General features: G+C 37.0%; 10 protein-coding genes and 2 pseudogenes. 3 read left to right on the top strand and 9 right to left on the bottom strand.

Annotated features, from left to right (window positions below; all coding sequences use genetic code 11):
- From RHOW815_RS08505 to ychF, 9 genes and pseudogenes are all read right to left on the bottom strand, one after another.
- Positions 1-459 (bottom strand): annotated as a pseudogene (locus RHOW815_RS08505) (transposase); the annotation flags it as partial.
- 263 nt (positions 460-722) lie between these two features.
- Positions 723-2234, bottom strand: coding sequence for a transglutaminase family protein (locus tag RHOW815_RS03320; RefSeq protein WP_215216933.1), 1512 nt, complete (start codon positions 2232-2234; stop codon positions 723-725).
- Positions 2231-3829: a 4-alpha-glucanotransferase gene (locus tag RHOW815_RS03315; RefSeq protein WP_215216932.1), complete on the bottom strand. Its 1599-nt coding sequence runs from the start codon at positions 3827-3829 to the stop codon at positions 2231-2233. The genes RHOW815_RS03320 and RHOW815_RS03315 overlap by 4 nt, the downstream gene beginning before the upstream one ends.
- 6 nt (positions 3830-3835) lie before the next feature.
- Entirely contained in the window at positions 3836-4291 is a 456-nt protein-coding gene (locus tag RHOW815_RS03310) for a CesT family type III secretion system chaperone (RefSeq protein WP_215216931.1), read from the bottom strand.
- Entirely contained in the window at positions 4288-5436 is a 1149-nt protein-coding gene (locus RHOW815_RS03305; RefSeq protein WP_215216930.1) for an HrpJ domain-containing protein, read from the bottom strand. Before RHOW815_RS03305 ends, RHOW815_RS03310 begins: the two co-directional genes overlap by 4 nt.
- A 12-nt stretch (positions 5437-5448) precedes the next feature.
- Positions 5449-7581 carry a type III secretion system export apparatus subunit SctV gene (sctV, locus tag RHOW815_RS03300; protein ID WP_215216929.1) on the bottom strand — a complete coding sequence of 711 codons (2133 nt, stop codon included), beginning with the start codon at positions 7579-7581 and terminating at the stop codon, positions 5449-5451.
- Positions 7578-8663, bottom strand: a complete 1086-nt coding sequence (gene sctU, locus RHOW815_RS03295) for a type III secretion system export apparatus subunit SctU (protein ID WP_215216928.1) — start codon at positions 8661-8663, stop codon at positions 7578-7580. The genes sctV and sctU overlap by 4 nt, the downstream gene beginning before the upstream one ends.
- An 87-nt stretch (positions 8664-8750) precedes the next feature.
- Positions 8751-9881 (bottom strand): THUMP domain-containing class I SAM-dependent RNA methyltransferase, encoded by a 1131-nt coding sequence (locus RHOW815_RS03290; RefSeq protein ID WP_215216927.1) that lies wholly within the window; start codon positions 9879-9881, stop codon positions 8751-8753.
- A gap of 8 nt (positions 9882-9889) precedes the next feature.
- Positions 9890-10984, bottom strand: a complete 1095-nt coding sequence (gene ychF, locus RHOW815_RS03285) for a redox-regulated ATPase YchF (protein WP_215216926.1) — start codon at positions 10982-10984, stop codon at positions 9890-9892.
- 249 nt (positions 10985-11233) lie between these two features.
- Between ychF and RHOW815_RS03280 the strand changes: the two genes are divergently transcribed.
- From RHOW815_RS03280 to RHOW815_RS08500, 3 genes and pseudogenes are all read left to right on the top strand, one after another.
- Positions 11234-12232 (top strand): hypothetical protein, encoded by a 999-nt coding sequence (locus tag RHOW815_RS03280; RefSeq protein ID WP_215216925.1) that lies wholly within the window; start codon positions 11234-11236, stop codon positions 12230-12232.
- 308 nt (positions 12233-12540) lie between these two features.
- Positions 12541-13257, top strand: coding sequence for a hypothetical protein (locus RHOW815_RS03275; protein ID WP_215216924.1), 717 nt, complete (start codon positions 12541-12543; stop codon positions 13255-13257).
- Between the two features lie 117 nt (positions 13258-13374).
- Positions 13375-13528: pseudogene (locus RHOW815_RS08500) on the top strand (IS5/IS1182 family transposase); the annotation flags it as partial.

The following is a 13528-nucleotide window of genomic DNA, read 5'->3' as shown; positions in this document are numbered from 1 at the left end:
AAATGAAGTTTAATTCCCAAGAACCATCCTGCTCCTGTTTTTCCCATTTTTGCAAATCTTGCAAAAACTTTATTTCTCCTAATTCTTTTGTTATGGCAAGCTTGTAGCTTTGTTGAGTCAATAAAGCTAATTTCAGTAATTTTACCTTTGTTATGTAAAAGATAAGCGAATAGGGGGATAAAAAGATTTTTTACAAGTTAAACAAATCTGCTGTAGCTAATAAGAGTAGGAAACTCTTTACGGAGATGAACCATTACATAAATGCAATAGAAGTGTTTGAAATTCCTGTAGTTTGATTGGTGAAACAAAATAGATATTGTCATCATTTCAGGAATAGACATTTTCCCCTTAGGGCCTCTTGAGAATTTTCCTTTGGTAATTAAATGTTGCTCCCGTTGCTTGTTAAAATCCTTCCAAAAATCCTCTATTAGAGCAGTATAATTCGACAAGCTTTTCCATTTTTGGCCTCTTTTTGTTGTTGTTTTTTCGCAAATGAACTTGTACCTCATTAAGAGGTCTTTTTGCACTGCTTTTTTGTCTTATCTTTTCTATTCTTAGTTAATTAAACTCAACACTGAGGTTTTAAGGAGCAACCCCTTCTTTGTGTGCAATTATGGCATGTATAACTAGGCTAAGGAAATGAACTTGGATAAGGACGTAAGTGTTACAAATACTACAAAAATCCAAAACGACCTAGAAGAATTCGATTGATCTGTAAATTTCTATAGAGGATCCGGACAGAGCCTCTTTAAATGAACGTGTAGTTCTTTAAGCACTTTAGGGCGATGATTTCTTTCTAGAGTCAGTCTATTGGCTTGATGCCAATATTTCCAAGCTTGATTAAAATCAAGGCGCTGTAGAGATAGGATGGTTAAATAATAAGCAACGGTAGCATTGGTCGGATCTAATGCATAGTAGGTCTCTAGTGTTTGCATAGCTTCCATCGAGCGATTGAGTTGTAGCCAGGTGGTGGCTAATTGAAAAATTCCAGCGCGGTATTTAGGGAACCGCTTTAGCACTTCTTTTAACGTTTTTTGTTTACGTATGATGGAATCTCTGGTTTCATCAACGTTTAAGAACACAGCGCGAATACCTTCCTCATCTATTCTTTTTTTTAAGTAATCTTCTGGAATTGTTTCAGCGGATACAGATTCTTCAAAAGTCAGATTTCGAATTTCTTGTAATATTTTCTTTCCCTGTGCTTTTTCTCCTATCAATAGATAGTTGATTCCTAGAAACATTTTAAGTAGGGGGTCTTGAGGTAAAAATAATTGGGCTTTTTTATATAGGTTTATGGCTTGTTGATAATCATCTTTTTGCCAGAATACAGACGCTTGGTTGATAAAAGCTAAACCGATAACTTCTTTAATCGTGCGTTTTTGTAAAATACGGTTATTAATTCCTAGATAATCCTCGGAAGGTAGATCAATACCTCTAGAAGTTGTTTCAATATTAATCACACGTTCTTTATCGGGATAGCTCAGGTAGATGTGACCAGGGGGAGTAATAATGTCTAAATAAAGATCTAATCTTTGGGCTAAACATAAGTAGAGAATGGAAACCCCTAAGCATACTCCTTGGCGATTATCTAGCACAGAAGGTAGAAAAGTATATAGATCGATATCTTGTGCATGTAAAGAATGGGGAGGGAACCGAAATTGCATTTGTTGGAAGATAAAGTCATTTAATGCACGGATCTTTTCTAAGTCGGAAGAATCGGGAGAGAGGCGTGTTAAAACCTGAAGAGCCATGAGATCTAACATGGTTTCATATTGTTTAATATACTCCAGATTTTCCCTGTCTGATTGAAAAAGCAACAATGCTCGCGCAAGATCGATTTCTTCTGAAGGGGTTTTAAGGACATCTTCTTTACAGGTAAGAGATACACCTTTTTTCTTGCGGTTGGCTAAATTATGAGCAATGGCTTGAATTAGCTGGAGTTGTTCTTGGTTGAGCATTACGTTTGGTTCAAAGGATTGTCTGGTAATCAGAGAGATAATTTCTTTGAGATCAAGGTTAGTTAATGGTGTATTTTGTTGATGAAGTGTTCCTTGACTTAAGAGCTGCCAAGCGCGCTTAAGCGCTGCTTGTCCTTCTTTGGAATCTGGGTAGAGCTCATAAAAAGCCACATGCTGCATGACAGATTTAGGATCTAGGCTATTATACAACGCTTTAAGTTGATTAGTATGTCCATAGAAACCGCTGATAAGAAAAAAAAATACAAGAATTTTCATAGGACCTCTGTAGGAGGAGCTGTAGAGAATGCTAAATTTTGCAAGATAGAACTAAGCCCTTGATGAGAGATCAGAGTTTCTACAGAAGGGCGAAAGCGAAAAGTCCAGTTTGTAGATAACACCTTGCCAGGGATATTGATGCGGTCCTCTAGAGGATTATCCCAGCTTAGAGCAGGAAATAGGCTTAAATACTCTTGTAGTAAATTGATGTGAAATAGACTAGGAGTGTGATGACTATCCCATAAGATCTCTAAGCGTTGCTTTTGTGATAATAAAGGAGAGTACACCCAGTTTTTTGTAGCTGCAAAGAGTTTTGCTTCTTCAGGGGATTCTTGCCACCATAATATGAGTGTTTCTGAATCATGAGTAGAGACCGTGGTTAAACTGATCGGAGTATAGTCTTTAAAGGGAATAAAGCTGCCATCTTCTTCCCATTTTCTCTCCCAACGCATCACTTTAGTGCCACAAATGCCTAATTCTTCTAGGCAAGGACGTATAAAACTAGCTACAACTCCTAAATCCTCTGCAATGGGGAGCATTGTCGTATTTGAAATAAGGGTTTTGAGCATTTCTTGCCCTTGTATAGAAGCTTGTGCTTCATTTGCAGGAATAAAATAACCCTCTTGAGCTGGGTGATTTAAAGGAATAGCCCAAATGCGAAAAAATCCTAAAACATGGTCAATACGGAAAATGTCAAAAAAATTCTCCGCAAATTTCAAACGTTTGATCCACCAATCAAACTGGTTTTTGCGCATTGCATCCCAGCGAAAAAGAGGGAAGCCCCAATATTGCCCATCTAGGTTAAATAGATCAGGAGGAGCTCCTGCTGCAAAGTTAAGATCAAAATATTCTGGATATTGCCATACATCAACGCTTTCTTTGCTAATTAAAATAGGAATATCCCCCATCAATAAAACATGACATTCATCTGCATGGGTTTTTACTTTTTTTAGTTGCTCATAACAGAGAAACTGTAAAAGAGTGTAAAAAAGTATTTCCAAGCGATGCTTAGCAAGTAATTCTTCCCGTTTTTCTTTAGATAGAAGTTGCAATTCTTGTGGCCACGTAGTACAGGGAGTGTTGCCTAATTGATCTTTTAAGATCTTAAATAGAGCATAAGATTGTACCCAATGATTTTCCTCGCAAAATTGCAAGAACGCAGGACTGTTTGTAATTTCAGTTCCTACCCCATCAAAATAAGCGCGTAACCAAAGTAGTTTATGAGCTAATACATCCGCATGAGATACCTTAGGACTTAAGTTAAACTTATGAAAATCTATGAGTTTTTCTTTGAGATCTGGGATCTTTTCCATAAACGGAAGGGCGTATAAGGAGAGATAGATAAAGCTCAAAGCACAGGAGGAGTTGGGGTTATAGGGGCTAGGATCATTGTCCGTGGTATTTAAAGGAAGTAGCTGAATCACATCAAATCCTATCTGTTTACACCAATCAATGATAGGAATAAGATCGAAAAACTCACCAATCCCACAGCTTTGTGCACTGTGCAGGGCAGAGAGGAGTAAATTGATTCCATGGTGGTGTTTAACAGCAACTTTTTCCCACTGTTTACCTGTAATAGAAGAGAGGGGATTCATAGGTTTTTAAGGTTTTATATCAAAGGGGCTTAGTGGTTTTTGTAGGGGTTCAGGACAAAGGTTACTAGTTTGGCCTGTTGCAATGGCTTGTTTCCAGACTTGAGCTTTTGCCATAAATAGGTGAAGAAAATCTAAAACCTCTTTTGCTGTTAAAGAAGGGAAATTAAGGTTAGCAAATAAAACCAATTGATTATTGCGTTCAGAAAATCCAAGTGTTCCCGGTGTACTAGGATCTGCATTGGCTTTCAGCGCATCTCTTAAGACATTTTCGCGAAATTTTCCAGGAGGAACTTCAGAGATAAAGCAAAAGAAGAGGAGTTTTTCTCGGGTAGCATCCGGCTCTAGCTGCACATGCAAGGTATCCTCTATGTTAAGTTTACAGGCTCCTCGTTTATCAGGGGAGAGATGCGTATCCAATAATAGGCTTAAATCGTTTAACAATTGAGCAAACGGGTCCATCATGATTCTTTTTCTCCTTCATCATCTTCTAACTGATCATACAGATCCTCTAATCCTTCGACCATAGCGTTACTAAGCTCTTGCCTATGTTGATTGGATCTGTATAGTCTTCCACTCGTTTCTCTTAGAGCTCTGTGATACAAAGAGAGAAGGGTAATGTCACCTGTAATAGCTAACATCCATTTTTTGAGATACTGCTGAAGAATTTTATCTCCTGAAGGATAACGATCTTGCAAAATCTCCATAAATTGTTTGGCTAGTTCTTCAAAGTTCAGTAAATCCGATAAAGTAAGTCCTTGACGTTTAAATTCAGCAGCAATAAAGGACATACGAGATTTAAAAAAATGAAAAATCCCTAAAATGGCTTGTAATTTACGCGCTTCCGTGAGTAAATTATACAGCTCTCCACGATCAATGGAAGAGCCCTTTGCCTTTAAATCACTGCCTAACGAATGTAGAATAAAGGCAATGACCAATTTCATTTTATCATATTTAAACATGGATAAAAGCGTATTAAAAAGCGTATTACAGTCTCTGGGATTTCCTGTGATTTCTCGGTATAAAGCACGCAGCCCAATCGAGGTTTCTAGACCTTGGATAGAGAATTCTTGTACCTGTGCTGCTATGTTTTTCCCAGCTTTAATTTCTCGACTATAAAAATGATTTAATTGTTCTCTAGCTAGTGCTGCTTGTTTAGATAACTCTCCTGTAGATGTTCGAAGGACAAAATCCAAAGCTTCATCAGCTAAGAAATGATCGGGGTAAATTTCTGCAACTTTTCTCTGTATATCCTCGGCAGTATCTTCTTCTTGCAGCCTTGAGCGCAAAAGTCTAAGAGCTCTTGCTTGGAGTTCTGGATTTCTTTGCTGAAATTCCTTACTGATCTCTTCGATTTGCTCTATTTCTCTAACCTGTTCTTTTTTTTCCGAGCGCTCTTCTTTAGGAGATTTTCTTAACCTTGTCTCTAAGCTTTCTGCTTTTCTCATAAAACCTGGTAGAAAAGCACCTTCTTCCGTCCATTCTTGTAAATCTTCACTAGCCTCTTGTACAATAGCTGCTTTCTGATTAGCCATTTCAGCTTCCGCTGCTTTTTGTGCTTTAGCAGCATCGCTACGAGAAACACCATCAATATGATTTGGATCTGGCATAAATGATCTCTTCTATGAAAGTTGAATCCGACCCAAAGGTTGGACGCGGATTTCAGGTACAATTTCTTGATAGGAAATGACCGCCATATCGGGAAATTCTCCTTCGATTAATTTGCGTACAAATCTTCTTACATCAATGGCAGTGAGTAATACAGGCGGTTGTCCTCCTACAGGAACCGGTGTGATTACATTGCGCATCGCTTGTAAAATCAGCTGTACGGAATCAGGATCGAGTGCTAAGTAAGATCCTGCTGAGGTTTGTTTGATAGCTCCTCTCACTAGATCTTCAATCTCTGGATCTAGAGAATAAACAGATAGGATGGATTGTCCCTGAGAGTATTTGAAACTGATATAGCGTTTTAAAGAAGATCTAACGTATTCAGTTAGCAAGACGGTGTCTTTTTCCGATTGGGCCCATTCTGCTAGGGCTTCTAAAATAGTGCGTAGATCGCGGATGGAAATCTGTTCTTGAATCAGGCGTTTAAAAATTTCAGTCAGCTTTTGCAGAGGAACCAAGCGTGTTACCTCTTTGACTAGATCTGGATAAGATTTTTCAATAAATTCTAAAATACCACGCATCTCTTGAATTCCTAAAAAGTCTGCTGCATGTTGGCGATAAAAATAAGAAAGATGCAAGATCATCACATCTAAAGGTCTCCAAAATTTAATACCTGCCTTTTTTAAGACTTCTTGGTAGCGGTTTTCGACCCAAACAGACGGTTGACCAATCGAGTTTTTCGTAGTGCTAAAGGCAATATTATAACGGCGCAGCGTTTCTGGGTTTTCCGTTGTTAAAAGGGCATTTTTAACAATTTTACCTCTGACGGTTGGCACCTCATTTAAATAGATAGCGTATTCATCAGATTCTAAAGTAGGGGAATCAGTGCGTACGTGTACTCCAGGGAAACGCACTCCTAGATCTTGATAAAGGGCAAGACGCATTTTAGGAATCATATCCTCTACAAAAGTAGAGCCTTGTTTTTCTTTGCGAATGACAGTAGAGAGAGATTTACCCACTTCTAGAACAATGGGAAGAGTCAATGCATAATCATCCGTTCCACCTCGGATCATGGAATGTCCTTCTACATCGGTATCCATTTTTGCCGTAGAAATACCGCCTTGCGCTTTAACTAGGGCTTTATTAGCATTATACCATACCACAAAGCCAACTGTACCCAAAGCAACAGAAATTACGATAAAAACAAGGGTAGGAAACCCTTTAATCAAGCCCATTAAAAAGATCACTATAGCCGCAATCATAATGGCTTTAGGTTGACCTAAGAGCTGTGAGGAGATTTCTTTCCCTAAATGAGAGTCTTTTTTCTCTGAAGAAACACGAGTTGTCACAATACCCGCTGTTAAAGAGATAAGCAACGAGGGAATTTGTGCGATTAAACCACCACCTATAGAAAGAAGGGTATAGGTTTTAGCTGCTTGAAGAGCTGTCATATTGCGCATAGCAACTCCGATAATCAAACCTCCGATGATGTTAATTAATGCGATGACAATCCCTGCAATGACATCCCCCTTAACGAATTTCATCGCTCCGTCCATCGCTCCATACATCTGGCTTTCTTTAGAGATGGCTAAACGCAGCTCTCTTGCTTGATTGGCGTCAATGACACCGCTTCGCATATCTGCATCGATACTCATTTGTTTTCCAGGCATTGCATCTAAAGTAAATCTAGCAGCAACTTCAGCGACTCTTTCGGCCCCTTTGGTTACAACGATGAACTGCACAATGGTAATGATTAAGAAAACAATTCCTCCAACGACGAAGTTTCCTCCAACGACGAAGTTTCCAAAAGTGTAAATAATGTGTCCTGCATATCCATGGAGCAAAATCTGTTTGGTGGCAGAGATCTCTATCCCTAAACGAAATAAGGTGGTGATCAGCAACAAAGAAGGGAAGATCGAAAGATTGACCGCTTTAGGAATGTAGAGAGCTACCATTAACACAGAAATAGAAACAGCTAAATTGATAGCAATTAAGTTATCTAGCATGTTTGGCGAAACAGGGATAATAATCACCATGATTAACATGATGATGAAAAGAGCTAAAATAATATCACTGGATGAATTAATGATATTTAGAGCTCTTTGACTACTTAAGGCGCGCGTGATTCTATTCAGCAAATCTTTCATGTAAATAACTCCATTCCCGATGTCTCTAATGATTCCAGTCCTTCTAGCCACCTTAGGATTTCTGCTACAGCTTGATAGGTCTCTTCAGGTATATAATCGCCAATTGATCCTTTTGCAAAAAGGGTTTGTGCTAAAGGTACATTCCGCATAATGGGAATATTATTTGCTTGAGCTACTTTGATAATCTGATCAGCCACTAGACCCTTTCCCATTGTGATAATTCGAGGGGCGGGCTCTAGAGAAGGATCTGCTTCTGATTTATAATCAATGGCCACTGCAATATGTATAGGATTAGTAATAATCGCTCTTGCTTTTTTAGCAGAAGGTGGACCTTCTTGATAAGCAATTTCCTGTGCGGTTTGCCTCCTTCTACTTTTAATATGAGGATCTCCTTCTGTGTCTTTATACTCCTGACGAATCTCAAATTTTTCCATCATCATCTCTTTAGCAAAGGTTCTTTTTTGAAAAGCGAGGTCAAATATAGCAATTGCTAGAAAAAAGATCCCTATGCGAATAATTACCTTATTTAGAAAATTCGTAAAGACTAAAGCACTCGCTTCTACAGGAAGTGCAGCAGTAGATACAATATCGGGTAGAATATTCCAAACTACCGAGTAGATAATAATTAAAGCTCCTAAAATTTTTAAAATAGACTTAGTGAGCTCTACGAGTGTTTTTAATTTAAAAAGGTTCTTAAGGTTGGTAACAGGATTTAATCGTTTAATATCTGGTTTCATTGCTTGAGAAGCAAACATGGGTCCAATAATCAGAAAGTTCACCAAAACACCAGTACAAGCCGTTATGACTATAATGGGAACGCTTGTTTGAAAGATCACTAAGATGGCTTGTTTAATAATTCCTGGAGCCCGATTGGGTAAATCGATTTGAGTTTTAGAAAGATTGAACATGGCAATCATGTAATCTGCAAGCAGCCTAAAGAGATACGTGGCGCTTATAATGGTGGTCGCTATCGATACTACAAAGGTAAAGGCAGCAGGGAAGTCTTGAGACTTGGAAACCTGTCCTTTTTTACGTGCGTCTCGCAGTTTCTTTTGCGTCGCCTTTTCTGTTTTTTCGGCCATGAGAAAAAAATCCTGTAAAACTTCTTAAAAGTTTTGTAATCGAAGTGCATCTATACTGGCAATATCCCTCAGCGTCAAGAAAAAAAACTAAACAGCATGCTGAACGCAGAACAAACTTACCCCTAAGCCCCCGTGAGCAAGTGGCCAACGTTTTAGGATTTGCATCCCATTTCTTTCTAACTGCGCGCCTTTATCAGAAGGGTAAAGTAGAAAAGCAAAGGGAGTAGCTAGACAATGAGTTTTAAGAAATTGGTTAAAACAGGCAATCAAATCATTAGATTGCATCATTCTTTTACCAAATGGAGGATCTGTTACAATTAAAGTGGGAAGGCAAGAAGGTTTAAAATGAGCTACCTCTGACCTGCAAACAATCACTTGTTTACTAAAACCTGTTTTTTGTAGATGCCTTTGGCTTAAAGCTACCATGTTTGGATCTTTATCCGCTCCAATAGCGCAAATAGAGGGACAGGGTATGCGCTTAGCATCCCAGCTTTGTTTAATTTCCAACCATCGCTTTTGATCAAAGTCTGGATGGGATAAGAACCCCCATTCTTTCCGGAAGTAGCCAGCTGGTGTATTTGTTGCTATACAAGCAGCTTCAATTAATAGTGTTCCTGCTCCACAAAAAGGATCGCAAATAACCTCTTTTGCTGTAAAGCCCGATAGTTTAAGCAGTGTAGCAGCTAGTGTTTCAGGGATTGTAGCAATGCCGCCTTCTTGTTTCCAGCCACGCTTATAAAGAGGAGCTCCAGAGGTGTCTAGACTAATGGTAGCACGCCCTTTATGGATAAATAGATTCAATTGTAGATCAGGCTTCTTGATGTCAACAGATGGTCTCTTTTCGTATTTCTCCCAAAAGTGATCGCAAATAGCATCTTTGAGCACTTGTGCTGCAAATAAACTATTGCGCAAATTAGGATGAGAGACATTTGCATCAATGGCAAATGTTTTTTGCAAAGTTAAAAAGGCGTCCCAATGTACCGTTCGGGATTCTTGATATAAATCCTTTTTATGACGGCAGCTAAACTGTGCAATAGGCCATAGTACTCGATTAGCTAGTCTACTCAAATAGTTTACCAAATACACATTATCCATTGTTTTTGGAAGAAAAATCCCATAATGACCGATACGAACATCGGACACACCCAATTCTTCAATCTCTTTTGCTAGCAATTCTTGCGTGCAATGTGCTGAAGAAATAAATAGTAAATCAAACATGAAATCCTTTAATTATGAAAAAAAATCATCACATCGCCGTCTTGAACGATGTATTCTTTACCTTCAGAACGAACGCGACCTGCTTCCTTAGCCCCCATTCTTCCTTGGTATTTGACCATATCTTCAAAAGAGACTACCTCCGCACGAATAAAGCCTTTTTGCAGATCATGATGGATTTCTCCTGCAGCCTCTGGAGCTTTAGTTCCTTTTTTAATAGGCCATGCTCTAGTTTCCATTTTTCCAGTAGTAAGATAAGTGATGAGTCCAAGACTATCAAATGAGGCTTTTATCAAGCGATTCAAACCTGTTTCCTTAATACCTAAATCTTCCAAGAAATCTAAAGCATCTTTATCGCTTAGTTGGGCTATTTCTTCTTCTATTTTTGCACAAATGGGGACAACGATATTTCCCTCTTTTTCTGCATACGTGCGAACCTTTTCCACATAGGGGTTATTCATATTCGGCAAATCGCGTTCGGAAACATTTGTTACATACAATACTTTTTTATTGGTAAGAAAAGGATAATTCTTCAACAAGACACTCTCTTCTTGAGTAAGAGCTAAAGTACGTAAGGGGTGATTTTGATTCAAATGGTCGCGTGCTTTTTTTAGACACACAACTGTATCTTGAAGCTCTTTTTTTCCCTTAGCCTGTTTTTCTACCTTAACAAGAATATTTTCTACCATCTGTAGATCGGATAAAATCAACTCTAAATGAATCACTTCGATATCATCTATAGGATTGATTTTCCCAGCTACATGGAGCACATCATCATTCTCAAAACAGCGAACCGCATGAATAATGATATCGCTTTCTCGGATATTTGCTAAAAATTGATTACCTAAGCCCTCTCCTTGAGAAGCACCTTTTACCAATCCTGCAATATCTACATAAGTCACAGCTGAGTAGATCAATTTTTCACTTTTAGAGATCTTGGATAGCTCTTCTAGTCGAGGATCATATACCTCAACAATCCCTACATTAGGATCAATCGTACAAAAAGGAAAATTTGCCGCTGCCGCAGCTTTTTTCGTCAATGCATTCCATAAAGTGGATTTACCCACATTTGGTAAACCAACGATTCCACAAGAAAGTTCTCGCATCTTATACCTAGCTTGAAATAGAAAGAGAATAATAGAGCATTCTTTCTGTCTTGACAAGAGAAAGGATATACTTCTAATTAAAAATAATTAGAAATTAAAATTGATTTTATTATGATCAAATGTATAATTAATATTAAATACTAATTACATCAAAGCAATATTAATTTATAAATAATAAAAACGTAAATTTTTTATTAAAATAATAAACTTCTGTTCTTTTTACAATATTTCATTTTATTAGGAGCTTTTATGGCTTGTTCAGTAGTATTTACAACCCCAAGTATTCCGTTAGAAATACCATTAGATTCTACTTCATCCCTTGTTGAAAGGTCCGATGATAAAAAAGGGTTGCAATCCAGAGCTGTTGTTGTTTTAAGTAATACTACTCGTAATGTAGCTGTTATAGAGACAATAAGATTTTTAGCTATTGTTGGATTGATCTGCTCTGCTGTTGCTTCAGTATTGTTACCTGCATTGGGTTTTGCAGCTATAGCAGCCGGCGCTTGCGTATGGAAAAATAGGGTTATTCAATTAGACGAAAAAACTTCGAAAGACTCCGCTGTAACTGCTAGAGAAGTTTTTGATGGAACCTTAACAAGGTCTGCATCAACAGTATCACGAACTAGCCAAGAAAATGATCTTGAGAAAACTATGACAAGAGAAGGTTCGATTAGATCAACAGCATTCATGCAGCCAATAACAGAAGAGATTCGAGAAGAAGGTCCTACAGATGTACAAGAAGCTTTCTTAAATTCTTTGGGAAAGATAGATAGTCTTAGCCTAACAGATCTACATGGCTTATTGACAATCTGTTACTTATATTTGCGCAGGAAGAGTCCAGAAAGTATGCCTAAATCTTTAAGTAAAAAAAGCGGGCTGAAATCGATTAACACACAAACATATTTTGAAAAAAAGCTTAAAAATTATTTTGATGAAGACAGCAAGGAATTCCAGAACTTGGCAAAGTTAGATCCTAAATGGTATCAAATACTACAGGTTAATGATCAACAAAAGCCCCTAGAAAAAGCTAATCCTTCTTTAATTATGGAAACTGTACAAAAGCTACATCAAAAAATAAGTCAAGAGCAAAACAAGTATGAAAACGAAACAGAAAAAAAGTATCATCTTGATAAAGCAAAACATGCTGGAGAATATATTAATCAATTAAAAACTTTTGAGTCTCAAAAAACCCTGCATTTTACAGAAGATGCAAATCCAGATTTATATACTAGTTTAATTTCAGATTAAGAATTGCATAACTGGGTTTTTTTGAAAAAACTGCTCTATCTTGCAAGAAGATGTTATCTTTTGTATAAAAATGTTTATGTGTTTAAACTCTTAATTTGAATGCAAACAAGTATAAAATAATTTTCCAATAAAAAAGTTGCAAATCATCATAAAGTAAGGATTATATGTTATCTATTTCTAAGTGTTACGATACTTTTTGAATCGTATATAAGTTACGCAGTGTAAATAGATAAAATACTGTACATTAAATACTTTATATTCTTAAAAATAACGCTTTTAATATTTTAAATTAATCCGAGGAAATTCTTATGAGTAGTGTAATGTTAAATGCTGCCTGTTCCTTTTTTGATGTGAAAAACATAGAAGAGTCACGACTCCCTTCTAAAACAGGTGCTGTAAGATTTTTAGCTGTTTCTGCCTTAGTTGCTTCTGTATTTGCTTCAGCATTGATACCAGCAGCAATATGCACTGGAGTAATAGCAGCCACTACAGCTGCTATTATGTTAAAAAACAGACAAGTAGAGCAATTAAATGAAAACGAAGTAGTAAATGGATTGAAGGATGAAAGACAAGTAGAGCAATCAAATGAAAACGAAGTAGTAAATGGATTTAAGGATGCCATTAATAATTATACTGAAGAAAAAAAATGCGGTTTATTAACAGCTTGCCTTTCCTGTTTAACAGAAAAAACAAAAGAAATGCCTGAAGAAGTAAAAAAATCTAAAAAATTCTTGTTTTTTTCGTGGAGTTCTCCTAAAGCTACTAAAATGTATCTTGTAAAAGACCTACAAAAATATCTAAAAACATTAGATGCTGACCTGGTAGAACGAAAGAAAAAAAATCAAATAACTATTAAGCTTACAGAAGCTCAAAGAAAGATAAAAGAATTATCTGTAGTCTCAACTTTAAGCATTATAGAACATTTATATGTACAGCTAGACAAACCGCAGAAAGCACAGGAAACAGCAAATTTTATTGAGCAAATTCAATCTGATGCTGACAATTCTAATCAAACTGAAAAATAGCGTTATTTATTAGAGTTCTTCTGAAATCTAAATTTTAATTACCATCTAAGCTACTATACTCGTTTGCATTCAAATTAAGAGTTTGTAAGAGCCTGTTTAAAATCTTTTCAAAAGTGAGGATATTCTGGAGAAAGATTTGGAAAGAGTGTACAGGAAATATTAGAATATATATTAGAAATAGCAAAAAGAAATGCACTTCATACTTTTACAGTCATTTCTAGAAGATGGATTGTAAAGCGTTCTTTTGCGTGGATAGAAAAATGTCGCAGGC

The organism is Candidatus Rhabdochlamydia sp. W815, from assembly GCF_018642185.1.
Classification (GTDB): Bacteria; Chlamydiota; Chlamydiia; order Chlamydiales; family Rhabdochlamydiaceae; genus Rhabdochlamydia; species Rhabdochlamydia oedothoracis.
The sequence above is the reverse complement of the archived record's forward strand: the minus strand, read 5'-3'. Positions and strand labels throughout refer to the sequence as shown.